Origin of the sequence: Gordonibacter faecis (assembly GCF_030077735.1) — a bacterium.
GTDB lineage: Bacteria > Actinomycetota > Coriobacteriia > Coriobacteriales > Eggerthellaceae > Gordonibacter > Gordonibacter faecis.
Genome location: NZ_JASJEU010000003.1, coordinates 176,332 through 201,608, shown reverse-complemented (window position 1 = coordinate 201,608; position 25,277 = coordinate 176,332). Strand labels below are relative to the sequence as shown.

Genomic DNA, 25,277 nt, shown 5'->3' with positions numbered 1-25,277 from the left:
GGATCTCCTATGAGTATCGTCGCGGCTTACGTCGTTCCCCATCCGCCGCTCATTATTCCCGCCGTCGGGCGAGGGGAAGAGCGCGCGATTCAGCACACGATTGATGCGTATGAGGAGGTGGCGCGCCGCATTGCCGCGCACGCGCCCGACACCATTGTGGTTGTCTCGCCCCATGCGCCGGCGTTCTATGACTGCTTCCACGTGTCCACGGGAGACGCCGCCCATGGCGATATGGGAAATTTTGGCGCGTGGGACGCGTCCATGACGGTGCCCTACGACCAGCAGTATGCCTCCGCCGTGTCGGCGTGTGCGCGCGGTCGGGGTGTCCCCATCTGCGGCAGCGGCATGCACGACGGGGAGCTGGATCACGCCACGTTTGTGCCGCTGTATTTCGTGAATGAACAGTATGGCGGCTACCAGCTGGTACGCGCGGGGTTGTCAGGGCTTGCGGCGGCCGACCATCGTGAACTGGGTCGTTGCATTGCCGAGGCGGCGCGCGATTTGAATCGCACTACCGTGCTCATAGCGAGTGGGGATTTGTCTCACAAGCTGAAGGCGGACGGGCCGTATGGATATGCGCCGGAAGGCCCCGTGTTCGATCGCGACGTGACGCGGCTGTTGGATGCGGGCGATCTCGAGGGACTGTTCCATTATGATGGGGCGTTTTTGGAAGAAGCCGCCGAATGTGGCTTGCGTTCATTCCAGATTATGGCGGGCGCACTGGACGGTCTTGCGTGTACGCATGAGCTTTTGAGCTACGAGGGTCCGTTCGGCGTGGGCTATGCCGTGGCGGCGTTTGAGGTGAAGGGCGCGCAGGGTGACAACGCGGTGCAGGCGGCCGTTGATGAAGAAGCCGACGTACGCGAAACGCTTGATGAAGCGGCTGAGGCTCGCGTTGACCCGTTCGTAGCTCTGGCGCGTCGTGCGGTTGAGGCGTATGTGCGCACGGGACGCCCTCTTGCTCTGCCCGACGGACTGCCGCCTGAACTGGTGGATCAGCGTGCGGGTGTCTTTGTGTCGCTGCATGAGCGCGGCGACTTGCGCGGATGTATTGGCACGATTGATGCCTCTACCGCCTGCGTGGCTGAAGAAATTATACGCAACGGAGCGCTGGCGGCGAGCGAAGACCCACGTTTTGCCCCGGTGCGCGAAGATGAGTTGGATGCGCTTTCGTATTCGGTCGACGTACTGTTCCCGGCCATGCCGGTGAGTTCTTTGGATGAGCTGAACCCCACGTGCTGGGGTGTCATCGTGGAAAAGGGGAGTCGCCGCGGGCTGCTGCTGCCGGACTTGGAAGGTGTCGACACGGTAGAAGACCAGGTAGCCATAGCTAAACGCAAGGCGGGCATTCATCCTGGTGACAACGACGTGGAACTGTATCGCTTTGAGGTGGTGCGTCACGACCGGGGAGGGGAGGCTCGTTGTGACTGAGGGGCACTTTCAGCATTGTCCACCTGCCACGTAGAGGTGACAACCCTCGTTATCCCCGGCCTCAACGACAGCGAGGAAGAGATCGAGCGGGCGGCATCTTGGCTCGCCTTGCTCGACCCTTCCATCCCGCTGCATCTCACGCGCTTCTTCCCGAGCCACCGGATGCTTGACCGGCCGCCCACACCGGTGGCCACGTTGCAGCGCCTGGCCGCCGTAGCACGCTGCCACCTGGACGACGTACTGCTCGGCAACTGTTAAATCAACCTACTAAATGGCATCCGTGCGCAGCGCTTCCACGATGCTACCGGCGCGAGCGCGGTGGAGAGCGTAGGCTACACTCAGCGCAAGTACCACCAAAACTACGGCCACGGCGGCACCAAGGTAGGGCCAGGGTAGCGTGAATGCAAGCCCCATGAACGACTGTGTCGTGGCCAAGTACAACGCATATGCCACCGCAATGGCAATTACCAGGCCGATAACCAGCCCGCGCACCGCATAGCTTGCGCATTCGTAGGCCAACATACGGGCGAACGCGCGGTTGCCCATGCCGGTTGAGCGTAGCACGGCGAACTCGCGGGTGCGCAGGATGATACTGTTGGCCAGCGTATTGAACACATTCGCCACCGCAATGAGCGCCGTAATGACCGAGAAGCACAGCACGAACAGTTGCATGGCTTGCATCATCAAGCGGTTCTGCCGCGAACTTTCGGTGATGTCCGCCACATTAAACGTGACCCCGCTGTAGGTAGCGCCCAGCGCTTCGAGCGCTTCGGCAGCCTTCGCGTGATCGTCCGCCTTGAACGAGAAGCTGGCGTTTCCGTAAGTCAGCGGGCTCTCGCTGCCACCGGCCGCCGCGCTTTCGGGTAGAATGAAAGCGGGGAAGCGGCTGCTCGCAGCCATGGTATTGAGCACGGCCGGCTCGTCCTCGGTGAGCGCGGCCACCTCCAGCGCTATCGATGTTGCCACTTCGGACGCGGGCAGCATCTTTATATCGTAGTCGGTATCGGCTTGAGTGTTAATGAAAGCCACAGCCGGCAAACCATCGTCGCCTTCGCTCATTCCGATTGATAAGAAGCCCTCTCTATCCTGAATTGTGTACAGCGAAACGGCACCGACGTTCGCGAACGGTTTGGTGGACACGTACGTGCCGTCCGACAGAACGTTGTTGAACGTATTGAGGCCAAGAGCACGCAAGTGTGCCGGATCGGCGAAGGCGCTCTCGTCCTGCCCCAGCTCATTCACGAGCTTACGCCACGACGCATCATCCACGTAGAACAGCGTGGCATCGCCATAATAGGTGCCATTCTTCCCGAAACTACGTGGGTAGTACGACGGCATCTGCTCGGTGTCAAGACTTTCGCGCACCTCGCGTGCTTCGGTGGTAATCATGTCACCAGGGATAACTACCTCGGTTTGACCCTGGCGCGCCGAGCCAAGGAACTCAACGCCGTCGAGTGTGCGCGCATCCGCAAGGAAGTGGTCGAGGTCCTCCACATGGTCGGACAGCATGGCATCGTTGCTCGCACTTGAATAGTCGATGTGTGCCGACACAATCACATCCGCGCCGCTGCCGGCTCCACCACTGCTTTGGGCTCGTTCCATGATGGGGTCCATGGCAACCGCCAAGCTGCCGGTGGTTACAATAAGCACAGTGCTCACCGCGAGCGACGTTACCACCGTGCGCCCGCGCGCGGTGGAGCGGGAAAGGTTGCGGTGCGCCACGAATCCGGGGATGCCGAACAGACGGCCGGCAAGCCCCAGCTTCACCGACGTGCCGTCCGCGCTGGCTGCCCCTTGCGCTCGGCGCGCTTCGAGAGGTGGACGTCCTGCGTCTGCCGGATAGCGTCCACGGCGGATACGCGTGCCGCGCGAGCGGAGGGAATCCACGCGCTTGCCAGCAAGGTTGCCAGCGAAAGCACCGCGGCCACAACCATCACAAACGGTTCTACCTGCACGGAAAGACCCGTCTCGTTGCCAAACATCGTGGCAAATGCCTCCTGTGTTACGGCGAACACACCCGCCGTCCCCGCCACACCCAGCGCAAGGCCCAGCGGCACGCCTATCACACCAAGCACCAGCGCTTCAACAAGCACGCTGCGGCGCAGCTGTCGCTTCGACGCGCCAAGCGAGGCCAACAGCCCGAACTGCCGCGTGCGCTCGGCCACCGAGATGGCGAATGCGTTGTAGATGAGCGACACCGACGCCACCACAATCACCACCGCCAGCACCGCGGCAACCATCCAAAGCGTTCCCCAGATGGGATTGCCGACGTCGATGCCCTGGTAGCGGAAGAGGTTCGTGTGGTAGATGGTTGCGTCTGAATCTGAGGCACCGGCTGTGGTCGCGAGCTCTTTCATGGCATCGAGGCTGGTCACACCACGTGTGGTGGCATAGGCGGCAAGAGCGCCTTCCTCGGTGTCGCCAGAGACGGTCAACGCCACAATGGAAGAAGCTGATGTGGTGTAATAGTCACCGCCGAAGGGAGGCTGGCGCTCATAGAACCCTACCACTGTGAAGGTTTGCGGCTGGGCATCAACGATCTCGCTCTGAGGTTCGCCGTCATCGGATACGGGTTCCACCTCGAAGCTCCCTGTAGCAATCGTACCGTCGTCGGTTTTTATCATGTGAGTGCCCAGGTCAAGTTCAAGCGTGCTGCCCACCGCAAGCGGGCCGCCGCTGCGAGCACCGGCGCCTTCCAGCTCCTGCCCACGGCTGTAGTCCGGCAGCACGATCTCGCTGGGGGCTTCGGGCATGCGGCCTTCAATCAAATCGGGCAGCTGCGCCAGCGTCATGCCGTCAGTCTCCCACAACCCCTTCTCCACGGCTGGCAACTCGCGCACGGCCACGTAGGAGCCAATGTACTCCGCTTCCGCCTCGGAAAGCTTCGCCATGCCTCGTTCGCGCATGAGGGCCAGGTCAACCACTTGATCGTCGGCCGCGAGATTCGCTACGGTTTGCTCAGATACGCCCCGTGCGAAGATTTGCCACGTGCCTTCGGTGTCTGCCGTGCGTTCGTAGAGGCCCGCCTGCACGCTTGCCACGCTCGTTAGTACTGCAGCCAACAGCGCTGTGGAAAGCGCGATGCCTGCCACGGTAACGGCGGTGCGCACGCGGTTCTTCGCGAGCGACCGTAAGGTGAAACGCGTGAAGATGCCAGCCATTTAGCGCCGCCTCTCGTCCGAGGCAATGCGCCCGTCCTCGATGGCGATCACACGGTCGGCCGCGCACGCGATGTCCTCGTCGTGTGTGATAACCACGAGCGTCTGCCCGAACTGGCGGTTCGAGTCGCGCAAGAGGCCCATGATCTCACGCGAGTTGCGCGAGTCGAGGTTGCCGGTGGGCTCGTCGGCCAGCACCACGGCCGGCGCGTTCATGAGGGCGCGCCCAATGGCCACGCGCTGCTGCTGGCCGCCCGAAAGCTGGTTCGGCAGGAAGCGCTCGTGGCCGCGCAATCCCAGGCCGTCGAGCAGCGTGTTCAGGCGTTCCTCGTTCACCGGGCGACCGTCCATCAGCACGGGCAGCGTCATATTCTCCACCACGTTCAGCACGGGAATGAGGTTGTAGAACTGATACACCAGCCCCACTTCGCGGCGACGCAGCACGGCCAGTTCTTCGTCGGAGCGCGCGTACACGTCGGCACCCGCCAGCCGCACGGTGCCCGAAGTGGGCCGATCCACGCCGCCCATCAGGTGCAACAGCGTGGACTTGCCGGAGCCCGACGAGCCCACAATGGCCGTAAACTCGCCCTGCGTGATGTTCAACGACACGTCGTCAAGCGCTTTGAGGGCCGTGTGCCCCTGCCCGTACACCTTCGTGAGATGTTCGATGGTCAGAATGTCCATAGGTATGCCTTTCTCGCTGGGAGGTCTACCAACCAGTCTGCCACCCCACCCTTGCCCCGGCGTGAAACCCGCATTACAGAATAGTCACTTTACCTTCAGAAGCGAGAGAAAGCCCTACAAAACGGGATACACAAATCTGCCCCCCATAAAAACTAAGGCGAAACTGCATGCGGCTCCGCCCTTACAAAACCCGAAGGTTTTCACATCGTTTTGTTGGCACGCGGAAACTGGAATTTAACCTATCGTTTGTTCCGCAAATCCAACGGGAACACCATTTTCATACATCCATTCTGAAACCTTTGTGATGGACAATTCAAAAAACACTTCATCGGTTTGAATAAATTCATCTTCCTTACTAAATGAATCAGGATAACGCATGAGATAGGCTTCCTTTATTTTACTGTTACTCTCATCGAGCGCAGAACCGAGCGTCTTTGCGTAACCTGTAAAATAGAAATTTCCAACGCACACGGCAATATGAGAATTAGCCGTCATTTCTTTTGCTTTTCTCGTAGCGGCTGATGTTCTAATGAATAGTCGCAATCCAATATTTACTGGACTAACGGGTCTGGAAGAAACAACATCGTTCAAACTTGTTGATAAATAAATGACTTCAGCCTCATTCAAGGTATTCTCTAATTTTTTCAAATCAACTTCCATGTAGCAAAATCTCCCAACTTCCAATTTTTCGTCCGATAAACTGAAACGATCTATTTCTTTACACCACCATCTTGGGAAAGGTGAAGTCGAAGCGCGCGCCGGAGGTGGTGCGGTTGTTGCTGGCGCGGAGGGTGCCGCCTTGGGCGGTGGCCAGCGCTTGGGCAAGCGAGAGGCCAATGCCGAAGCCCTCGGAGCCGGCGCCACGATAGAAGCGCTCGAACAGGTGGGGGAGGTCCTCGGGCGCGATGCCGGGGCCGGTGTCAACCACGCGCAGCCGCAGGGCCACGGCATCTTCGGTGGCGCTGATGCGGATGGTTCCGCCGGTGGCCGTGTGCTCCATGCAGTTCTTCAGCACGTTGCCCAGCGCCTCGGCGGACCAGGCGGCATCGCCGGTGAATGTCGCGCCGGGTTGCACGTCCACCTGCACCGTGATGCCCCGCAAGTCGAGCGCGCCTGCGAGCGGAGCCAGCGCGTCATGCACGAGTCGCGCCACATCGACGGGAACCGCTTGCACGCGAATGGCACCCGCGTCGGCCTTCGCCAGCTTAAGCAGGGTGGTTACGAGCCACCCCACGCGGTCGACGAGGCCTTCCAGCTCGCGCAGCGCGCGAGCGCGCTCGGCTTCGCTTTGGGCGTCCTCGATAGTGGGCACCAGTAAGCTGATAGCCGTGAGCGGCGTGCGGATCTGGTGCGACACATCGGCTAGCGCGTTGGCTAACGCCTGTTTCTCCTGGTTGAGGTGTTCGTTTGCGCCTGCGAGTGCGGAGGTCATCTTCGTCAGCTCGTTCTTGAGTACGGCAAGGTCGCCTTCGCGATAATCCGAGAAGTCAATACGCCTCCCACCGTGCAGTATCTCGTCAACCTCCGCAGCTAACTGGGCGATCTCCTGGAAGCGCTGCACCGAGTACGCCCAGAACAGCGCGCAGGCTACCACCCCCGCGCCAAGCACCCAAAGGCTTGTCTGCGGCCCGGAAAGCAGCCAAGCGAGTGCGGCGAGTATCGCCAGTACGCCGGCCATCAGCGCTAATTCGGCGGCGAAGGTGCGGTTCCTCAGTAGGTTCATGCGCGTCCCCTTACGCTCCGGCTCCTGGTCCGGCCTTATAGCCCAGGCCGCGCACCGTGAGCACCAGCTTCGGGTCGGCCGGGTCGTCCTCAATCTTGTCGCGCAGGCGTTTTATGTACACATTCAGCGTGTTGTCGCTTACGTATTCGCCGGCGCTGTCCCAGATGGCGTTGCGCACATGCTCGCGCGTGACGAGCCGTTCCTGTCTCTGCGCGAATAGAAGCAGCAGTCGGTATTCAAGCGCCGTGAGCGCCACCTCGCACCCCGCCTTGCGCACGACGGCCGCCGCGGGGTCAATCTCGACATCGCCCAAACGCACCGTGGCCGCCGCTGCACCACCCGCACGCCGCAGCACGCTTTTGATGCGCGAGAGCAACTCGCGAGCGCGGAAGGGCTTGGCAATGTAGTCATCGGCCCCCATATCGAGGCCCGCCACGGTGCTGTACTCATCATCGGAAGCCGTCAGAAAGATAACCGCCGGCGCTGGATCGGCCGCCTTCGCCGCCGCGCACACCGCAAATCCGTTGCCTTGCGCGAGCGCCACATCCACCAGCGCCAAATCAAACGCCCCCGCGCACAGCAACTCCACCGCCTCGTCCTGCCGCGCGGCATTTGCGGTTTCATACCCTTCGCGGTGCAGCAATTCCGTCAAACTACCCACAATGGTCGCGTCATCCTCCACAATAAGTATGCGCATGCTGAAGCACCCTTCTCGAAACGCGTGTTGTAAGGCACGGTACCAGAAAACACGCGGAAGGGAAGAGGAAGGGGCACCTTTTAGGAATTCATGACGCGGTTGATGCGCTTGAGAACGGGGTAGGATATCGCGGCGCCTACGAGTGCGCCAAGGGCGTCGGGAAGCCAGCTGGCAAGGCCCATGTCCCAGGTGAACAGGCGATAGAGAGACACAGCTGCACCGAACAGGAGCGCGATGGCGGCCGCAGCCATGCACGCACGACTGAGCGGCATATGCTGGAAGAGCGCATTCGCCAGCAGAAACGCCAGCCCTGCGAACACCACAGCGCGCACAAGCGCGGACGATGTCACAAACCCGAGCGCAATAGCCACCACGCCAGCCACCACCAGCGCCCAGCGTCCAAACACAACCAACCCCCGCGAGGGGGAAGGGGATGAGCCATGAGAAGAGCGGTTGTCTGTTGGTTTTGTCATACTTGAATCATACTGTGTGAGCATCGGTTATCAGATAATACAAATGCTCTGGCAAATAGGTGTTACTCAGACGATGTCGCGTCGCAATTCATGAACCTTCAAGAATGGTTTTGCCTAGGCGCCCGCACCGCTTTTACCGCTGAGCGCCAGGAGCGCGGCGTTGTGCCAAATCGGGCACGGAATGCCTCGGAAAAACTTCCCTGTCGGGCGAAGCCCGTCTGCTCTGCCACAGCAGAAAGAGGCAGGTCGGTATCGGCCAAAAGATCGCACGCGCGTTCCATACGCAGCTCGCGCGCGTATTCGCCAGGCGACAACCCACATGATGTGCGAAAAAGGCGCGCGAGTTTCGTGGCACCGACACACGCTTCGTGGCAGAGTTCATCACTACTCACAACGCGGTGGAGGTTATGCTGTAACAGTCGCTGCGCCCGCGCGAGAGTACGCACATCCTCTTCCGACAGATGCTCGAGACCCATTCGGTTGTTCGCAAAACGCCAGTCCACAATCAGGGAGCACGCCTCAATGATCTTGCTGCGGTAGTAAGCTCGCGCCGTGACGGCGCTTGGTCGAGCACGCCGCAGGTCGTCGAGCAGCGCAGCGAGGCCGGCTGGGCAAGCGGAGCCATCAAGCGCGCCGATGGCCGACGATAGCACCACGGGGTCGCAGCTAAGTTCAAGGCTCACCGCACGCAAACCTGAGGGCAGAAGCGCGACAAAGGTTTCGCCGAGTCGTTCGCCCGCGTGCACGGGCTGGTAGTAGGGCCGTCGTTTCCATATGTGACCGACAACCGTTCGATCAGGTCCCTCCTCACAGGTGCCCAGGTAGGGGAGCATTGTGTGCGAATACGAGCCGAAGTACCAGCAGTCGGGCGCGTCGCAGGCAAAGCCGCCATCCTTGTGCAGGGTGAATGTGAACGCCCCGACAGCAAGCCCCTCTTCAACGGCGAAGTACCAATAAAAACCTTCGCCTCGCGCAGGGTCGAAGGTCCAGACGCGTCCCTGCCGCCCCTGCGCCCCTGGTGGGGCGGGCACGCCGCCAAGCTGTATGATCTGAGGAGAGAACAACTCCTCCACCTGCGACTCAGCAGCATTGGATTCGCTCTGGGGGCGGTCTGTTCGCAGGGCGGGCGCAATTTCGGCCCGCGCTTCAGCTTTTTCGGCAGTGTCACGCAACGGCAACCTCCTTCCCTTGCAGTTCCTCCTGCTTCGTTAGTATGTTAACCATGGATAACAATGATAGCATACCACAGGCCACGGTGCACACCGTGGCACCTCAGGCGAACTCCGGCGCGTGCACGGCATCGTTCTCAGGAAGAATGGCACCAAGGCAGGTGCTGGCTCTCGACGCCGCTGAGGCAAAACGCACATCCGTCACGTTTCGCAGATTGGATCCCCGTGTGGCTCTCGGCATCGTGCTGCTGCTCAATGTGACTGCGTTCTCGTCCTCGTCAATCCTCTTCGAGCTGGCCGCAATGGGCGGCAGCGCCGCAGCCATGTGTTGGAGTGGACGTACGCGGTCGGCCCTTCGCTGGCTTGTCGCCTATGCCGCGTTGCTCATGCTTAGCACGCTTTTCGTGGCGGGCGGGGGGCTGCTCGCGCCGTTCGGGGCATCGGTGACGATGATTCGCCGGGTGCTCTGCATTGCGGCGTTCGCATCGAACATGGTGGCCACGACGCGTGCGGGCGAGTTGGCCTGCGGTTTGCAACGCTTGCGCGTTCCGCGCAAAATGGCGTGTGCCCTCTGCGTTATGCTGCGGTTCTTCCCAACGCTTGGCCAGGAGTTTCGCTGTGTGCTCGACGCGATGAAAGTGCGGGGGGTGGCGCTCACGCCTCTGCGTTTACTACGTCACCCGCTGCAAGTCATCGAGCACGTGCTTGTGCCGGTGGTGGCACGCGTGGGCATTGTGGCTGACGAGTTGGCGAACGCTGCTGTCGTCCGCGGTATAGACTCTGACGCTTCCCGCACCTCCTACTTCGATCTGCGGATCCGTCCTTGCGATTTCGTGTTTGCTGTTTACTTCGCCGCGCTGACCGTTCTGGTTGTTGCGACGCGTTGGGGGGTGCTCGTATGAATGCCGTGTCGTTTAATCATGTGTCGTTTCGCTACTCAGACGCCGAAGGTGCTTTGAGTGAACAGGTACTCGACGAGGTGACGCTCGAAGTGCCTGCTGGTCAATGTTTGGTGCTGACCGGCGCGTCGGGTTGCGGCAAGACCACGGTCACGCGCCTTGTGAACGGCTTGATCCCGCATGTGTACCAGGGAGAACTCGCCGGGGAGGTGCGCGTGTTCGATCGCTTGACCGACGAGTTGGGCATGGATGATCTGTCCCGGCGGGTTGGCTCGGTGTTTCAGAACCCGCGCAGCCAGTTCTTCAACCTGGATACCACCTCTGAGATTGCGTTCGGCTGCGAGAATCTGGGCTTGCCGGCGAACGAGATACGCTCCCGGGTGCACGATGCGGCTTGCGATCTGGGAGTAGAGCACTTACTTGACCGCGACATTCGGGCGCTGTCGGGAGGGCAGCGTCAAATGGTGGCTCTCGCGTCGGTCTACGCGTTGGGGCCGGATATCCTCGTGCTCGATGAGCCTACGGCGGCACTTGACGTGCATGCGATGCGCACGCTTGCGCGCACAGTGGCGCGCTGCAAGGACCTGGGCAAGACAGTAATCGTTTCGGAGCACCGGCTGTGGTGGCTGCGCGACATGGCTGACCGCATCGTGCACGTGGAGGGCGGCCGCATCGCCCATGATTGGACGGCAGAAGAGTTCGACGCACTTTCTGTAGACGAGCGGCATGCACTCGGCCTGCGGGCGTGGCGACTCGATGAACTGCACGCACCCATCGGCCCAACGAGTGGCACCCAGCGGGGCGCCAACGCTCCACCCGCGTTCGCTGTCGAAGACCTCCATGTGGGCTACGGTCGCGCAAGGGACGTGCTGTCCGGTGCGACGGCGGCATGGAGGGCAGGCAGCGTTACGGCCCTCGTGGGCAGTAACGGCGCAGGTAAGAGCACGCTCGCGCGGTGTGCGGCAGGCTTACATCGCGAGCGTGCGGGTTCCGTAGCGCTCGCCGGACGCTCAGAGCCGTGTCGTCGCCGCGCCGGTCGAGTGTTTCTCGTCATGCAAGAGCCGGGCTATCAACTGTTGAGCGATACGGTACGCGGTGAGTTGGAGGGGGCAGCTGTGCACGTTGGCCGCCAGACCGACGTAACTTGTCTGCCAGCGGCGGAAGCGCTTTCACGCTTTGGCCTGGAAAACCTTGCTTCTCGCCATCCGTTGTCGCTGTCGGGTGGGGAGCGCCAACGGACAGCCATCGCAGTTGGTACCTTGCAGGGTGCGCGCGTCGTCGTGCTTGATGAACCCACGAGCGGTTTGGACTACGGCAACATGGAACGCGTGGCGCGTGAGCTACGCCGTTTGCGTGATGAAGGCGCGTGCGTGCTGGTCATCACGCACGACTATGAGTTTTTGTGTACCGCCTGTGACAGCATAGTGGTGCTTGACGGCGGCGTTGTGACCGACCACTACCGCCTCGACGACAACACGCTCGACAAAACGCGACGTACGCTCGGGTTCGCCTCGTAGTGTTTCCTACGCGGAAGCTGTTTCACTCTTACGTCTTTGGTATCAATCTTCGGAAAGGAGTTTCACTCATGGAAACGACAACAACAAAAACGAAAACGAAGGTATCTACGAAAGCTGCGATCACGGGCCGCACTGCGGGCAGGATGACAGGCCGCGATTACGTGCTGGTTGCGCTGTTCGGCGTGCTGCTGTTCGCGGTATTTATGGCCTGCTCAATGGTGTTCTCAGCCAACGCGAACATGGCATGGTTCACCCACACGGTGGGCGCCGTGCCTGGTGGCATCGTGTGGACGTACGTGCTGGCGCGCGTGCCGAAGCGCGGCGCAGTGGCGGTAATGAGCGTGCTCGTTGGTGCTCTGGGGCTGCTTATGGGTATGTTTTGGACCGGCCCGGTTGGTATTGTCGTCGGCGGTCTCGTTGCCGAACTCGTGCTGGGGGCACCCACTCAGCGCACCGCGACAAAGCGTATTGTTGCCTTTGCGGCCTTTGTACTGTGCTTCTGGGCTGGGCAGATATCACTCATCTTCATTGCGGGGCAAACCTATGTGGATATGTGCGTAGCCATGGGCCTATCGGCCGAGTACGGCCAGCAACTCGTTGACTTCGTGTACGGACCTCTCTGTCTTGTGGCGGCCTGCACCACGGTGATCGGTTCGGTGGCAGGCGGTCTGCTTGGTGAAAAGCTGTTCAAGAAGCACTTCGCCCGCATGGGCGCGTAACGCAAGAGAACACGGGAGTGCAGCGTCTGCTGCGCTCCCTTTTGGTCTCACAACCTGGCCGTTGAGCCAGGTTGTGCGGCGGAAAGGAGCTTTTTATCATGTCAAACGAATCGTCGGCCGCCGCCGCTCCGCTTGCGGGCGATGCTGTCGCGCCGATATCGACCGAAGTTTGGCGCGATGTCGGAAAGGAAGCGAAGCCGCGAAACGCCATTCTGCGTCTGCTCGACTTCGCTGGTCCCCGAAGGAAGCTTGCTGTTATCGGCTGTATCCTTTCGGCGGTGAACGCCGTCGTGGCGCTCATGCCGCTCGTGTTCGTGTGGTTTGTCGTGCGCGACCTTGTGGCCGTTGCGCCGAACTGGAGTGAAGCTGCTGACGTGACCCAGTGGGGCTGGTGGGCCTGCGTCTTCGCAGCGGCGGCTCTCTTCATTTATCTTGGAGCACTCATGTGTACGCACCTGGCGGCATTTCGCACGGCGGCTAACATGCGCCGCGCGGCCCTCAAGCACCTCGGGCGCGTACCGCTCGGGTACTTCGACTCCCATGCTTCGGGGCAGGTGCGCCGCATTGTGGATGGCTGCGCGGCCCAAACCGAGGACGTGCTGGCGCATAAGCTGCCCGACTTCGTGGGCTCGCTCGTCACGCCGGTGGCGTTCCTCGCGGTCATGCTCGTATTCGATTGGGTGCTGGGACTCGTGTGCCTCATTCCGATTGCCGTGTCATTCTTCGCCCTGTGGTGGATGATCGGCCGTCAGACGAAACGCGACGGCATGACATTCATGGTGCGCTACCAAGACGCGCTCAACCGCATGAACAAGGCGGCCGTGGAGTACGTGCGCGGCATTCCCGTGGTGAAGGTGTTCCAGCAGACGGTGCATTCGTTTAAGGCATTCTCCGAGGCCATTATGAGCTACCGCGACATGGCTGGCAGCTACGCGAGGTCGTGTCAAAAGCCGCAGGTCATTCAGCTTGTTGCCATCAACGCCACCTTCGCCGTGCTCGTGCCGGCAGGCATCCTTTTGGCGCACAGTGCGGGTGACTTCGCCACCTTCCTCACCGATTTTCTGTTCTATGTGGTGTTTTCAGCCTTGACCACCATCATGATGTCGAAGGTGATGTACGCCGCCGAGGCTGTGCAGATGGCGCAGGACTCCGTGCGTCGTATCGATGAGGTGCTGAGCGTGGAACTTTTAGCCGAGCCGCCGGTCGATTGCGGCTTGATGCCGCGCGATGCCTCGATCTCGTTCGAACGCGTCGGGTTCACCTATCCCGGCGCCGACGGGCCGGCGCTGTCGGGCGTAAGTCTGGAGGTTCCGACGGGTGCGACGGTAGCTCTTGTAGGACCGTCCGGTGGCGGCAAGACCACGGCGGCCAGCCTCGTGCCGCGTTTCTGGGATGCGTGCGAGGGCGTCGTGCGTGTGGGTGGCGTGGACGTGCGCGACATCCCCACGAGTGAGCTCATGGCGCAGGTGGCGTTCGTATTCCAGAACGACCGATTGTTCAAGCGCAGCCTGGCCGACAATATTCGCGCTGCTTGCCCTTCGGCCACGCGCGCTCAGGTGGAGGCGGCGGCTCATGCGGCGCAGTGTGACGACATTGTGTCGAAGTTCCCAGCGGGCCTCGACACGGTGGTGGGCGCGAAAGGCGTCTATCTGTCGGGCGGTGAATGCCAGCGCATCGCGCTTGCCCGCGCCATCTTGAAGGACGCGCCCATCGTGGTGCTTGATGAGGCCACGGCCTTTGCCGACCCCGAGAACGAGGCGCTCATTCAGGCTGCGCTCGCCGAGCTGACAAAGGGCAAGACGGTGCTGATGATCGCGCATCGTCTGTCCACCGTGGTGCACGCCGATGCCATCCATGTGCTTGAAGGCGGACACCTCGTGGAAAGCGGCACGCATGACGAGTTGGCTGCGGCCGGTGGTTTGTACGCGAAGATGTGGGACGACTATCGCACGTCAGTGTCGTGGAAAATCGAAAGGGGTGAAAGCCATGCTGCGTAACATGTTTGCGCTCACCGAGCAGGGTGTCCGCGACTTCAAGCGGGGAGCGGCATCGGCCGCGCTTGCCAACATCGTGCTCATGGCGCCTATCGGGCTTTTGTACCTGGTCACATCAGAGTTCGTAGCGCATCTCGTCAATCCAGCTGTGCCGCTGCCCGCCTTGGGCGGCTACCTTGTGGCCATCGTGGCCATCCTCGCGCTCATGTTCGCCACCCAATGGCTTGAGTACGCCAACACCTACAACGTGGTGTATGACGAGAGCGCACGCAAGCGCGTGAACCTGGCCGAGAAGCTGCGCCGTCTGCCGCTGTCGTTTTTTGGCAAGCGCGACCTGTCGGATCTTACGAGCGCTATCATGAAAGACTGCGCCGATCACGAGCGCATGTTCTCGCATGTCATGCCGCAGCTGTTCGGGCTGTCCGCCTCGACGCTTGTGGTGGCTGTGTGTCTGATTATCTTCGACTGGCGCCTTGCGCTCGCGGCGTTGTGGCCCATCCCCGTGGCCGTGCTGCTGGTGGCGGGCACGGCGAAACTACAGCAGCGAGCCGGGCGGCAGCGCAACGCTGCGAATCTCGCACTGACCGATTCCCTTCAGGAATACCTCGAGTGCGCCCGCGAGATCCGAGCGACGAATCAGACCGACGCGTTTTACGACAGCGTCAGCGAGCGAGTGCGCGACTTCGAGCGAGCGAAGATCAAGGTAGAGCTGGTAACGGGCGTTTCAGTGTCGTCGGCACAGGCCTTCCTTAAGTTGGGTACGGCCACTACGGTGCTGGTGGGTGCACTGTTGATTGCGGCGGGGCAGGTGGATTTCATGGTGTACTTTTGCTTTCTGCTGGTGGTAACGCGCGTGTACGATCCCATCAATCTCGTGCTGCAGACCACGGCCGAGCTGCTCGACTTACGCCTGAACGTGAAGCGGCTGCAGGCCATCGAGGCCGAGCCGGCGCAAGCGGGTTCCAAGACGTTCGAACCAGCGGGGCATGATCTGGCCTTCGAGCAGGTATCGTTTTCGTATGGCGATGGAGAGCGTGTGCTTGAGGATGTGACGTTCACAGCCCGCGAAGGGGAGGTGACCGCCTTGGTAGGGCCATCGGGCGGCGGCAAGTCCACCTGCGCGAAGCTGGCGGGCCGCTTTTGGGATGCGTCGGAGGGCACGGTGCGCGTGGGCGGCGTTGACGTGGCGGGCGTGGATCCTGAGACGCTGCTGGCCGATTATGCCGAGGTGTTCCAGGACGTGGTGCTGTTTGACGACACGGTGATGGGCAACATCCGCCTGGGCCGGGCCGATGCCACCGATGAGGAGGTGCGGGCAGCGGCCCGCGCTGCGAACTGCGACGAGTTTGTGGCGCGCATGCCACAGGGCTACGACACGATGATCGGCGAAAACGGCAGCCGCCTGTCGGGCGGTGAGCGGCAGCGCATCTCTATCGCGCGTGCCATTTTGAAAGATGCGCCGGTGGTGCTTCTCGACGAAGCCACCGCCTCGCTCGACGTGGAGAACGAGACGCAGGTGCAGCAGGCGCTGTCCCGCCTGCTCGTGGGCAAGACGGTGCTCGTCATTGCGCACCGCATGCGCACGGTGGCCAATGCCGACAAGATCGTCGTGCTCAAGGAGGGCCGTGTAGCCGAACAGGGCGCACCGGCCGAACTCATGGCCCGCGAGGGCGGGCTGTATCGCCGAATGGTGGACCTACAGACCGAGGCCGCCGGGTGGTCGCTCGCGTCATAGTTTCTATTGAAGGCGAACCTGTCAGGTTGACAGTAGGGTAAAGACTTTGTCCTTGCTAGCAACCACGTTTGACCTACAAGTTTTCTCATGCTGGGCGACAAGGGTAATCCTTATCGCCCAGATTTTTGCATTGGAATTATTTCATGTTCCTCACGTTCATGGCGCGCATGGCGTTCAGGATAGCGATGATGGCTACCCCCACGTCGGCGAACACGGCAAGCCACATATTCGCAATGCCGAAGGCGGCCAGCACCAGTACCAGCAGTTTTACGCCGAGGGCGAACACGATGTTTTGCCAGACGATGCTCATAGTGGTGCGCGCAATGCGGATGGCACGGGCGATGTTGGACGGCTTGTCGTCCATGAGCACCACGTCGGCCGCTTCGATGGCGGCGTCTGAGCCCATCGCGCCCATGGCGATGCCGATGTCGGCGCGCGTGAGTACCGGTGCGTCGTTGATGCCGTCGCCGACGAAGGCCAGTTTGCCTTTGCCGGTGCCGTGGGCATGCGTTTCGTCAAGCAGCTTCTCCACTTCGGCCACCTTGTCCTGGGGGAGCAGCTGCGCGCGGTATTCGTCAATGCCGAGTTCTTGCGCTACGGCTGCCGCCACGTCGGCGCGGTCGCCGGTAAGCATGACGGTTTTGCGCACACCGGCCGCTCGCAGCGCGGCTATAGCTTCAGCGGCATCCGGTTTCACCACGTCGGCAATCACAATGTGGCCCACGTACTCGCCGTCAAGCGACACGTGCAGGATGGTGCCCGTCAGTTCGCAGTCGTGGAAGTCGGCGCCGCATGCGCGCATGAGCTTGTCGTTGCCCACATACACCGTGCGCTCGTCCACGCGCGCCCGCACACCGTGGCCGCTCTGTTCTTCGACCTCCGCGATACGCTCGCGGTCGATGGGCCCCGCATACGCCGCCTTCACGGAAAGCGCGATGGGATGGTCGGAATATGCCTCGGCGTGCGCGGCGATGGAGAGCAGCCGGTCGGGGTCGATGCCCGTCTCCGGGTGCACGGCCACTACGTTGAACGAGCCGTCGGTGAGCGTACCCGTTTTGTCGAACACGACGGTTTCCGCATGCGAAAGCGTTTCGAGGTAGTTGCTGCCCTTCACCAGGATGCCGAGGCGCGACGCCCCGCCAATGCCGCCAAAGAACGACAGCGGCACGCTGATGACCAGGGCACACGGGCACGACACCACGAGGAACACCAGGCCGCGCTGCACCCAGTCCGACCAGCTTTCGCCGAAGAAGAGCGGCGGAATAACGGCCAGCAGCACCGCAATGCCCGTGACCGCCGGTGTGTAGTAGCGCGCGAAGCGGGTGATGAAGTTCTCGGTGCGTGCCTTCTTCTCGGCGGCGTTTTCTACCAGCTCAAGGATGCGGCTTACGGTGGACTCGCCGAAGGGCTTGGTCACGCGCACGGTAATGAGACCGGTAAGGTTCACGCACCCGGAGATGATCTCGTCGCCCTCGCGCACCTCGCGCGGCACCGATTCACCGGTGAGCGCCGCGGTGTCAAGCTGGCTTGCTCCGCTGACTACCACGCCGTCGAGCGGCACCCGTTCACCCGCCTTCACGACAATCTCATCACCGACGGCCACCTCGTAGGGGTCAACCTGCACGAGTTCGCCGTCGCGCTCCACGTTGGCGAAGTCGGGCGCGATGTCCATCATCTCGGCGATTGACGCGCGGCTCTTGCCCACGGCGTAGCTTTGGAACAGTTCGCCCACCTGGTAGAACAGCATGACCGCCGCACCCTCGGCCATGTGCGGGTCGCTGTCGGGGAAGAGCACGAGCGCGAACGCGCCGATGGTGGCCACGCTCATGAGGAAGTTCTCGTCGAACACCTGGCCGTGGCCGATGTTCTTCGCCGCACGCAGCAATACGTCGTAGCCGGCGATAAGGTAAGGAATGAGGAACAACGCAAACTCCGCCCACAGCGCCGCCGTCTCGCTGCCAAGCCACGTGGAGAGCGGCATAAGCTCCGCAATCACGTAAGCCACAACGAAGAGCGCAATGGCAATAAGAATGCGATTCCTCGTACGTCTTTGTTTTCTATTCATGGGATTGATCCTTGAGGTTCGATTAAGTTTTAAGTGGTTTGTCATCCTGAGCGAGCGAAGCGAGTCGAAGGATCCCGAGCGGTGCCAACCGAAAGACTCCCAGCTATCGCCCGCTCGGGATCCTTCCCCTGCGGGACTAGCTTCGCGTCGCGACTACGGCGCTACGTGCCTCCGCTCAGGATGACAAAGAGGTTTGCTTCACTACCGCACAATCACACAGTCGGGTTCTATCTTTTTGCAGATGCGGGCGGCTTCTTCGACAATTTCGTCGAAGCGAGCGTCGTCGGCTTCGAGCACGAGTTTCTGGGTCATGAAGCTCACGGTGGCGCTCTTTACGCCGTCGATGCTCTTGATACCGTTCTCCATTTTGGCGGCGCAGTTGGCGCAATCGAGATCCTGAAGTTTGAAAGCCTTACGCATAGTGGTTCCTTTCGATCGGATGTCATCCTGAGCGGAGGCGCGCAGCGCCGGAGTCGAAGGATCCCGCGCGGCGCCAGCTGGATATATTATTCGCAGATATGGGTCAGGCCTTGGGCCAGCATGGTATGTACGTGGTCGTCCGACAGCGAGTAGATGACGTTTTTGCCGTCACGCTGGAACTTCACGAGGCGCGCCTGCTTGAGTGTGCGCAGCTGGTGCGACACGGCGCTCTGCGTGGCGCCAATGAGCTCGGCGATGTCGGCGACGCACAGCTCCGTGCCCATGAGGGCGTAGAGAATTTTGATGCGCGTCGTATCGCCAAACACCTTGAAGAGGTCGGCGAGGTCATAGAGAAGTTCCTCGTCAGGAAGGGTAGGGGGAAAGCCGTTTTCGGCCGCATGCTGAGCATTGCCGCACGAGCACCCACCGTCGTGGGAACTCGCCTTCGTCGCGGCCTCCTTATCAGGAGTGCGGATAACGGGCACTTTCGCGTTCTTGGTTGTTTTCTTCGATGCAGCCATAGTAACCTCTCAACATATGAACAACTGTTCATAAGTATACGAATGAGAAGCAGCGTGTCAAGAGGGTTCTTAAAGATTTTGTTACGGGCCTTACTTCTTTGCACGAGCTGCTTCCTGGACGCCGACCGCAATTTCGTTCAAACGACCACCGTGGCTTCGTGGTATTGTTCTCATCTTGGACGAAAGGGAGGACATGGGAACGCTTGAGGAATGGAACGTACGGCCCGAAGTGCGGGGTGCGCGCCTGGCCGACCCTGATATGGGCGCGGAGCATCGGCACATCGCGGAGTTTCGGGCGTGTTCGGGAGTGGAGCTGGTGACGCTTGAGGGTGTCGTGCAGCCGTTTCCCCTGCATTTCCATGACTTCTGGACCATGGGCGAAATTGTATACGGGCGCCGCCGCACCACGTGTCGCGGTGAGGTGCGTGAGCTGGGGCCGGGGGACATCGTGCTGTTTGGCCCTGGTGAGGTGCACGGCTGCGAGCCGATGAACGGGGAACCGTTCTTTTATCGCAGTGTGGTGGTGCCGAATGACCTGTTCGCTCAGGCGTGCGGGGAAACGCCGGCGCGTTTCGATCGCTTTACCGTGCGTGACGAGGCGCTGGCGTCCGAGCTTGGAGCGGTGTACGCGCTCGCGGATGATGCGATGGCCGACGCACTTGAGCAGGAGGAAGCGCTCGCTGCCCTCATTTCCCGTGCCGCCACGTACTGCGAGGGCGCTGCCATTGAAGACCCCGCACCAACTGCCACCTCCGCCGCGGTTGAGCGCGCCCGCGCCCTGCTTGAAGAGCGCTGCGCCGCTGGCCCGACGCTTGCCGAGTTGGCCGAGGTTGCGGGTCTTTCGCGCTACCATCTGGTGCGGGTGTTCGCGGCCGAAACGGGTCTTACGCCGCATCGCTACTTGCAAGCTGTTCGCGCGAACCGTGCACGTGACCTGCTGGCGCAGGGTGTCGAGCCCGCCGAGGTGGCCGCTCGCGTTGGCTTTTCTGACCAGGCGCATATGACCCGCGTGTTCAAAGCTCTGTTCGGCCTGACGCCCGGACGCTACCGGGAAGCGGCGGCCGCATCCGCGCGCCATGACGAAGAGGGGCGGTAACCATGCCAACAATCGCCGAAGGAGAATCCAGCACTTCAACCGAGACAGCGCTTCGTCATCCCGCAGCACGCGGGCATGTCTTTGCGCTGGTCACCGTCTTGGTATGGGCGGTCACCTTCGTGTCCACCAAGGTGCTGCTCGTCCATTTGACACCCATCGAAATACTCTTTTTCCGCTTCGTCATTGGCTTTGTTGCGCTTGCCGCCCTGCGTCCGCGCCGGCTGCACGTCGAAGGTTTCAAACAGGAGAAATGGTTCATGCTTGCAGGTGCCACCGGCATCACCCTCTACTATTTATTAGAGAACATTGCGCTCACGTTCACCACAGCTTCCATCGTGGGCGTGGTGGTGGCTGCAGCACCCCTGTTCACGGGCGTGTTATCGGCCCTCGTGCTGAAGGAGCGTTTGCGCGTGCCGTTCTTTCTGGGGTTTGCGCTTGCGATGGCGGGCGTGTGCTTGGTGAGCTTTGCGGGCGGTGCGGCCACCGACGGGCTGGGGGAGGCCGGACTCACGGGCGTGCTGCTGGCGCTTGCCGCGGCCGCCACCTGGGCGGTGTATTCCATCGTGACGAAAAAGATAGCGGGGTTCGGCCACGACAGCATCCTTGTAACGCGCCGCACGTTCGCGTGGGGCTTGCTGTTTATGGTGCCCACACTGCCGTTTTTGGGCTTCTCACCCGACTGGGGTTCACTCGCTGCGCCGGAAATGTGGGGCAACCTGGTGTTTTTGGGCCTCGGCGCAAGCGCGCTCTGCTTCGTCACGTGGAACCTTGCGGTGAAAGAACTCGGCCCGGTGAAAACGAGCCTCTATATCTACCTGGTGCCAGCCCTCACGGTGCTTGCGTCTGCCGCCATCCTCAGCGACCCACTCACGCCGCCCGTCATCGTAGGCGTCCTCCTCACCATCGGCGGCCTGCTGCTTTCTGAGCGAGGGAAATAGCACTCTTGGCCCGTTGCGTGTACCTGCCTAATGAGAAACAACGGGGAAGGGTGAAGCAAAGTGGGTGAACTTATGCTTCAGGTGCGCTTGTAAGAGGCAGGCCTTCGCGGTTGAGAAGTGGGGCGTAATTTCCGGTGAGCCAGAGAGTGGCTTCCTTCGTGTCAAGCGCGAGGGGCATGCGGTCATGGACCGGTGCCACTGTTTCATTCGGCTGTGTGGTTACCAGCGAGAAGCACCCCTGATCGTGAATGCCTGCCAGCAGAAGCGGCGCGCCATCGGGACGTTCGAAGGCGTATTGGCGCTTCACGGGCTTGCCGGTGCGCGCGCTTGGGACGGTTTCGGTGGCGTGTGACTCGTAAAACGCCCACGCTGGCACAAGGCAGCGCCGCTTCGCGAGCGATTCCGCCCACATGCACGTCGGGTCATCAAGCGCCGTTTCAATGCGCGTGTTAAACACCGGCCCCTTCTTCCAAGGAACCTCAAACCCCCACACCATATCCGCGACCGCCAGCTGAGCGCCCACGCCAGTTGGCGCAATAAGCGGCACAACTGCCTGGGGAAACGCTTCGCGCTGCACCCCCGGCGCATCCGACACTGGCGCGCTTAAAAAAGGACGCCACGCCTCCAGCGGGTCAAGCACACTCAACTCGCCCGCATGTGCCGCCACATCGCGCGCAACTTCAGCAGCAATACGTGCCACCTCCGCCCGCTCAACCACCACAAACCGTCGACACACGGTGTTTATACCTCCGCTCTTAGCGCGCACTCAATCGTGCGGGGCATTGTATCACGGCCTTCAACCGTCCGCGGGTAGTCCAGTGATTGACGCTTGACAATACCCATAGGGGGTATATACTGACGCCAAAAGAGAGATGCCCCTAGGGGGTATATGAAAGGCGAAGGAAGTGCACTCATGGAAGACAAAGCCTGCTGCCATCAAAAGAATACCCCGCGCTCAGAAGAGTTACAGGCCGATTTGCAAAAGCGCCTCAACCGCGCAATCGGCCAGCTCAACGGCGTGAAAGCCATGATTGAAGACAACCGCTACTGCGGAGATGTGCTCACACAACTTGCGGCCGCCGAAAGCGCCGTGCATCGCGTCTCGGCGCTTCTCCTGCAAGACCACCTGGAAACCTGCGTCGTCGAACAAATCCAAAAAGGCAACGTAGAAGTGGTCGACGAAGTAATGCAACTACTCCAAAAGTTCTCACGATAGAGAGAGTGAAGCCCCTTCCTGTCATCCTGAGCGAGCAAAGCGAGTCGAAGGATCCCGTGCGGCGGTAGCGGGGAGGCTTTCAGTTAACACCGCACGAGATCCTTCGACTTCGGCGCTGCGCGCCTTCGCTCAGGATGACAAAAGGGTGCGGCAATAGCGAATGGGTAGTTCAGGCTTCAACTAGAGAGGAATTCGTCGTGAAGGTGACGTTTGATATTGCGGGTATGACCTGTGCGGCGTGCTCGGCGCGGGTGGAGAAGGCCACGCGCGCGGTGGACGGCGTGCAGGACGTGGCCGTGAACCTGCTTAAGAATAGTATGGAAGTGGAACTCGATGACCTCAACACGGCAACCGCCATCGAGGCAGCCGTGGAAAAGGCGGGCTATGGGGCCACCCAGCGCCCCGAGCGGGGTGCTGCGCCCAGTACTCGCGCCGCCGAGGCGCGCCCAGTGGCCGACGCTGCGGCCGAAGCCAAGCGCGTACGCAACCGCCTCATCATATCCATCATATTCACGATGCCGCTGTTTTACCTGTCCATGGGCCACATGTTCGGCTGGCCGCTGCCGGGCTTTCTCACGGGCGACTCAAACATCATGCCGTTCGCCTTTACGCAGTTTTTGCTGCTGCTGCCCGTGATCTTTGTGAACTTCAAGTTCTTCCGCGTGGGTTTCAAAACGCTCGCGCACGGCGCGCCGAACATGGACTCGCTCATCGCCCTCGGTTCGGCCGCATCCACCATCTACGGCGTGTACGCGCTCTACAAAATTGGGTACGCGCTCGGCGCGAGTGATGCAATGGGCGCGCATGTGGCGGTGATGGATCTCTACTTCGAGTCCGCTGCCATGATTCTCACGCTCATTACACTGGGGAAATACTTCGAGGCGCGCGCGAAGGGCAAGACCACCGACGTCATCGCGAAGCTCATGGATTTGGCGCCGAAGGAGGCCACGCGCTTGGTGGACGGCCGCGAAGAGCGCATTCCCGCTGATGACGTGCGTGCGGGAGATGTGTTGGTGGTTCGCGCGGGCGAAGGGGTGCCGGTAGATGGTACGGTGCTTGAAGGCACCGGCACGCTTGATGAGTCGGTGATCACGGGAGAAAGCGTGCCGGTGGACAAGGGTCCGGGCGATACGGTGACGGGCGCTACCGTGAATCGTACGGGATGGTTCACCATGCGCGCCGACCGCGTGGGCGACGACACCACGCTCGCGGGCATTATTCGCCTGGTTGACGAAGCCACGTCCACCAAGGCTCCCATCGAGAAGCTGGCCGACAAGATTTCGGGTGTGTTCGTGCCTATCGTTATTGGCATTGCGTTGGTCACCTTTGCGGTGTGGCTGCTTGGTGGCGCAACGCTGGAAGTGGCGCTCTCGCACGCCGTGAGTGTGCTCGTTATCTCGTGTCCCTGCGCGTTGGGCCTGGCCACGCCCACGGCTATTATGGTGGGTACGGGCCGCGGCGCACAAAACGGCATCCTCGTGAAGTCGGCCGAGGCACTGGAAACGGCGCACGGCGTGAAAACGGTCGTGCTCGACAAGACGGGCACGGTCACGGAGGGCACCCCGAGCGTCACCGACGTACGCGTAGCCCCCGGCGTGGACGAAGCGCGCCTGCTTGAGGTGGCCACATCCATCGAAGGCCGCTCCGAGCATCCGCTCGCACGCGCCGTCTGCGACTACGCCCGCGCACACCAGGCGTACCCCCTCATCGTGGAGGACTTCAAGCAGATTCCCGGCGAAGGGGTGGAAGCGCTCGTGGATGATATTCCCACGTGTGCGGGTAACCTGCGCATGATGGAGGCGCGTGGCATTGCGCCAGGTGAGTTGGCTACTGTTGCGCAAACCTTCGCTGACGAGGGCAAAACCCCGCTCTTCTTCGCACAGAACGGCGAGGTGCTTGGCGTGCTGGCGGTGGCCGATACCGTGAAGCCCTCAAGCGCCGCCGCACTGGCCGAACTCAAGGCCATGGGCATTCACACCATCATGCTCACCGGCGACAATGAGCGCACCGCGGCCGCCATTCAGCGCGAAGTGGGTGCCGACGAGGTTATTGCGGGCGTGCTGCCCGACGGCAAAGAGCGCGAAATTCGCCGCCTGTCCGAAAGCGGCGCCACGGCCATGGTGGGCGACGGCATTAACGATGCGCCCGCGCTTGCCCGTGCGGATGTGGGCATTGCCATTGGGGCGGGTACCGACATCGCCATCGAAAGCGCCGATGTGGTGCTCATGCGCAGTGACCTGATGGATGTGCCTGCCGCCATCCAGCTGTCGCGTGCCACCATGCGCACCATCAAGCAAAACCTTTTCTGGGCGCTCATCTATAACGCCGTGTGCATTCCCGTGGCCGCTGGCGTGCTGTCAATGTGGGGCGTGAACCTGAACCCCATGATTGCCGCTGCCGCCATGAGTTTGAGTTCGGTCTGCGTTGTCACGAACGCCCTGCGCCTGCGCGGCTGGCGCCCCCGCTTCACGGCAGTCGCACCGCTCCCGCCGTTGGAAGCGTCACTTCCTGAGGGAACACCGGGCACCACGCCCGAGAACCAGACACAAACCGAGGACGCAGAAGCGCCCGCACGAAAGGAGATCACCATGGAGAAGACGCTGCACGTAGAAGGCATGATGTGCCAGCACTGCGTGGCTCACGTGAAAAAGGCCCTGGAAGGCATCGACGGAGTTGAAGAGGCCGTGGTTGATCTCGATGCCGGTACCGCCACCGCCCACCTGACTCACGATGTGCCCGCTGATACGCTGTCCGCCGCCGTCGTTGACGCCGGCTACGAAGTGACCAGCATCGACTAGGCATTGCGTCACAAGTGCAGAGCA

General features: G+C 61.5%; 23 protein-coding genes. 11 read left to right on the top strand and 12 right to left on the bottom strand.

Features of this window, described 5'->3' with window-relative positions; translation table 11 throughout:
• Nucleotides 1–9 precede the first annotated feature (9 nt).
• Together amrA and QNJ86_RS01165 are read left to right on the top strand one after the other, a co-directional pair.
• Entirely contained in the window at nt 10–1,431 is a 1,422-nt protein-coding gene (amrA, locus tag QNJ86_RS01170; protein ID WP_283830733.1) for an AmmeMemoRadiSam system protein A, read from the top strand.
• A 15-nt stretch (nt 1,432–1,446) separates the two neighbouring features.
• Nucleotides 1,447–1,689: a radical SAM protein gene (locus tag QNJ86_RS01165; RefSeq protein ID WP_283830732.1), complete on the top strand. Its 243-nt coding sequence runs from the start codon at nt 1,447–1,449 to the stop codon at nt 1,687–1,689.
• Between the two features lie 9 nt (nt 1,690–1,698).
• On the opposite strand, the gene QNJ86_RS01160 is transcribed toward QNJ86_RS01165, so the two are convergent.
• The 8 genes from QNJ86_RS01160 to QNJ86_RS01125 form a co-directional block, all read right to left on the bottom strand.
• Nucleotides 1,699–3,198: an ABC transporter permease gene (locus QNJ86_RS01160; RefSeq protein WP_283830731.1), complete on the bottom strand. Its 1,500-nt coding sequence runs from the start codon at nt 3,196–3,198 to the stop codon at nt 1,699–1,701.
• Nucleotides 3,195–4,592, bottom strand: coding sequence for an ABC transporter permease (locus QNJ86_RS01155; RefSeq protein WP_283830730.1), 1,398 nt, complete (start codon nt 4,590–4,592; stop codon nt 3,195–3,197). The genes QNJ86_RS01160 and QNJ86_RS01155 overlap by 4 nt, the downstream gene beginning before the upstream one ends.
• A complete protein-coding gene (locus QNJ86_RS01150) occupies nt 4,593–5,273 on the bottom strand; it encodes an ABC transporter ATP-binding protein (protein WP_283830729.1) in 681 nt (226 codons plus the stop codon).
• A gap of 234 nt (nt 5,274–5,507) precedes the next feature.
• Entirely contained in the window at nt 5,508–5,933 is a 426-nt protein-coding gene (locus tag QNJ86_RS01145) for a pyridoxamine 5'-phosphate oxidase family protein (protein ID WP_283830728.1), read from the bottom strand.
• Nucleotides 5,934–5,991: 58 nt separating this feature from the next.
• Nucleotides 5,992–6,996, bottom strand: coding sequence for a sensor histidine kinase (locus QNJ86_RS01140; RefSeq protein WP_283830727.1), 1,005 nt, complete (start codon nt 6,994–6,996; stop codon nt 5,992–5,994).
• 10 nt (nt 6,997–7,006) lie between these two features.
• Entirely contained in the window at nt 7,007–7,693 is a 687-nt protein-coding gene (locus QNJ86_RS01135) for a response regulator transcription factor (protein WP_283830726.1), read from the bottom strand.
• Nucleotides 7,694–7,773: 80 nt separating this feature from the next.
• The gene (locus QNJ86_RS01130; protein WP_283830725.1) at nt 7,774–8,100 is read right to left on the bottom strand and encodes a Tat pathway signal protein; all 327 of its coding nucleotides are present in this window, start codon (nt 8,098–8,100) and stop codon (nt 7,774–7,776) included.
• Between the two features lie 164 nt (nt 8,101–8,264).
• Nucleotides 8,265–9,338, bottom strand: a complete 1,074-nt coding sequence (locus tag QNJ86_RS01125; protein ID WP_283830724.1) for a helix-turn-helix domain-containing protein — start codon at nt 9,336–9,338, stop codon at nt 8,265–8,267.
• A 50-nt stretch (nt 9,339–9,388) separates the two neighbouring features.
• Here QNJ86_RS01125 and QNJ86_RS01120 point away from each other — a divergent pair, with 50 nt between their 5' ends.
• The 5 genes from QNJ86_RS01120 (at nt 9,389) to QNJ86_RS01100 (ending at nt 16,199) form a co-directional block, all read left to right on the top strand.
• Entirely contained in the window at nt 9,389–10,237 is an 849-nt protein-coding gene (locus QNJ86_RS01120) for an energy-coupling factor transporter transmembrane component T family protein (RefSeq protein ID WP_283830723.1), read from the top strand.
• Entirely contained in the window at nt 10,234–11,751 is a 1,518-nt protein-coding gene (locus QNJ86_RS01115; protein WP_283830721.1) for an ABC transporter ATP-binding protein, read from the top strand. Before QNJ86_RS01120 ends, QNJ86_RS01115 begins: the two co-directional genes overlap by 4 nt.
• A gap of 68 nt (nt 11,752–11,819) precedes the next feature.
• Complete coding sequence (locus tag QNJ86_RS01110; RefSeq protein WP_283830720.1) at nt 11,820–12,470, top strand: MptD family putative ECF transporter S component; 651 nt, start codon at nt 11,820–11,822, stop codon at nt 12,468–12,470.
• A gap of 98 nt (nt 12,471–12,568) precedes the next feature.
• Complete coding sequence (locus QNJ86_RS01105) at nt 12,569–14,467, top strand: ABC transporter ATP-binding protein (protein ID WP_283830719.1); 1,899 nt, start codon at nt 12,569–12,571, stop codon at nt 14,465–14,467.
• Nucleotides 14,457–16,199 carry an ABC transporter ATP-binding protein gene (locus QNJ86_RS01100; protein ID WP_283830718.1) on the top strand — a complete coding sequence of 581 codons (1,743 nt, stop codon included), beginning with the start codon at nt 14,457–14,459 and terminating at the stop codon, nt 16,197–16,199. Before QNJ86_RS01105 ends, QNJ86_RS01100 begins: the two co-directional genes overlap by 11 nt.
• 136 nt (nt 16,200–16,335) lie before the next feature.
• Here the strand turns inward: QNJ86_RS01100 and QNJ86_RS01095 are convergent, their stop codons facing one another.
• The 3 genes from QNJ86_RS01095 to QNJ86_RS01085 form a co-directional block, all read right to left on the bottom strand.
• Nucleotides 16,336–18,264, bottom strand: coding sequence for a heavy metal translocating P-type ATPase (locus QNJ86_RS01095; protein WP_283830717.1), 1,929 nt, complete (start codon nt 18,262–18,264; stop codon nt 16,336–16,338).
• A 201-nt stretch (nt 18,265–18,465) separates the two neighbouring features.
• On the bottom strand, nt 18,466–18,684 hold the full coding sequence (locus QNJ86_RS01090; RefSeq protein WP_283830716.1) for a cation transporter: 219 nt from the start codon (nt 18,682–18,684) through the stop codon (nt 18,466–18,468).
• Between the two features lie 86 nt (nt 18,685–18,770).
• Entirely contained in the window at nt 18,771–19,205 is a 435-nt protein-coding gene (locus QNJ86_RS01085; protein ID WP_283830715.1) for an ArsR/SmtB family transcription factor, read from the bottom strand.
• A 193-nt stretch (nt 19,206–19,398) separates the two neighbouring features.
• On the opposite strand from QNJ86_RS01085, the gene QNJ86_RS01080 reads away from it, so the two are divergent.
• The gene (locus tag QNJ86_RS01080; protein WP_283830714.1) at nt 19,399–20,301 is read left to right on the top strand and encodes an AraC family transcriptional regulator; all 903 of its coding nucleotides are present in this window, start codon (nt 19,399–19,401) and stop codon (nt 20,299–20,301) included.
• 2 nt (nt 20,302–20,303) lie between these two features.
• Entirely contained in the window at nt 20,304–21,239 is a 936-nt protein-coding gene (locus QNJ86_RS01075; protein WP_283830713.1) for a DMT family transporter, read from the top strand.
• Nucleotides 21,240–21,309: 70 nt separating this feature from the next.
• On the opposite strand, the gene QNJ86_RS01070 is transcribed toward QNJ86_RS01075, so the two are convergent.
• Complete coding sequence (locus QNJ86_RS01070; RefSeq protein ID WP_283830712.1) at nt 21,310–21,975, bottom strand: SOS response-associated peptidase family protein; 666 nt, start codon at nt 21,973–21,975, stop codon at nt 21,310–21,312.
• 177 nt (nt 21,976–22,152) lie between these two features.
• Here QNJ86_RS01070 and QNJ86_RS01065 point away from each other — a divergent pair, with 177 nt between their 5' ends.
• The gene (locus tag QNJ86_RS01065) at nt 22,153–22,455 is read left to right on the top strand and encodes a metal-sensing transcriptional repressor (protein ID WP_283830711.1); all 303 of its coding nucleotides are present in this window, start codon (nt 22,153–22,155) and stop codon (nt 22,453–22,455) included.
• 197 nt (nt 22,456–22,652) lie between these two features.
• Nucleotides 22,653–25,253: a heavy metal translocating P-type ATPase gene (locus QNJ86_RS01060; RefSeq protein ID WP_283830710.1), complete on the top strand. Its 2,601-nt coding sequence runs from the start codon at nt 22,653–22,655 to the stop codon at nt 25,251–25,253.
• The last annotated feature ends 24 nt before the right edge of the window (nt 25,254–25,277 follow it).

Excerpts from the sequence above, each read along its gene's own strand:
- QNJ86_RS01080 (WP_283830714.1), top strand. The coding sequence starts at position 19,399 with ATGGGAACGCTTGAGGAATGGAACGTACGGCCCGAAGTGCGGGGTGCG.
- QNJ86_RS01135 (WP_283830726.1), bottom strand. The coding sequence starts at position 7,693 with ATGCGCATACTTATTGTGGAGGATGACGCGACCATTGTGGGTAGTTTG.
- QNJ86_RS01145 (WP_283830728.1), bottom strand. The coding sequence starts at position 5,933 with ATGGAAGTTGATTTGAAAAAATTAGAGAATACCTTGAATGAGGCTGAA.
- QNJ86_RS01095 (WP_283830717.1), bottom strand. The coding sequence starts at position 18,264 with ATGAATAGAAAACAAAGACGTACGAGGAATCGCATTCTTATTGCCATT.
- QNJ86_RS01120 (WP_283830723.1), top strand. The coding sequence starts at position 9,389 with ATGGATAACAATGATAGCATACCACAGGCCACGGTGCACACCGTGGCA.
- QNJ86_RS01105 (WP_283830719.1), top strand. The coding sequence starts at position 12,569 with ATGTCAAACGAATCGTCGGCCGCCGCCGCTCCGCTTGCGGGCGATGCT.
- QNJ86_RS01110 (WP_283830720.1), top strand. The coding sequence starts at position 11,820 with ATGGAAACGACAACAACAAAAACGAAAACGAAGGTATCTACGAAAGCT.
- QNJ86_RS01150 (WP_283830729.1), bottom strand. The coding sequence starts at position 5,273 with ATGGACATTCTGACCATCGAACATCTCACGAAGGTGTACGGGCAGGGG.
- QNJ86_RS01090 (WP_283830716.1), bottom strand. The coding sequence starts at position 18,684 with ATGCGTAAGGCTTTCAAACTTCAGGATCTCGATTGCGCCAACTGCGCC.
- QNJ86_RS01115 (WP_283830721.1), top strand. The coding sequence starts at position 10,234 with ATGAATGCCGTGTCGTTTAATCATGTGTCGTTTCGCTACTCAGACGCC.
- QNJ86_RS01155 (WP_283830730.1), bottom strand. The coding sequence starts at position 4,592 with ATGGCTGGCATCTTCACGCGTTTCACCTTACGGTCGCTCGCGAAGAAC.
- amrA (WP_283830733.1), top strand. The coding sequence starts at position 10 with ATGAGTATCGTCGCGGCTTACGTCGTTCCCCATCCGCCGCTCATTATT.
- QNJ86_RS01100 (WP_283830718.1), top strand. The coding sequence starts at position 14,457 with ATGCTGCGTAACATGTTTGCGCTCACCGAGCAGGGTGTCCGCGACTTC.
- QNJ86_RS01140 (WP_283830727.1), bottom strand. The coding sequence starts at position 6,996 with ATGAACCTACTGAGGAACCGCACCTTCGCCGCCGAATTAGCGCTGATG.
- QNJ86_RS01085 (WP_283830715.1), bottom strand. The coding sequence starts at position 19,205 with ATGGCTGCATCGAAGAAAACAACCAAGAACGCGAAAGTGCCCGTTATC.
- QNJ86_RS01075 (WP_283830713.1), top strand. The coding sequence starts at position 20,304 with ATGCCAACAATCGCCGAAGGAGAATCCAGCACTTCAACCGAGACAGCG.
- QNJ86_RS01065 (WP_283830711.1), top strand. The coding sequence starts at position 22,153 with ATGGAAGACAAAGCCTGCTGCCATCAAAAGAATACCCCGCGCTCAGAA.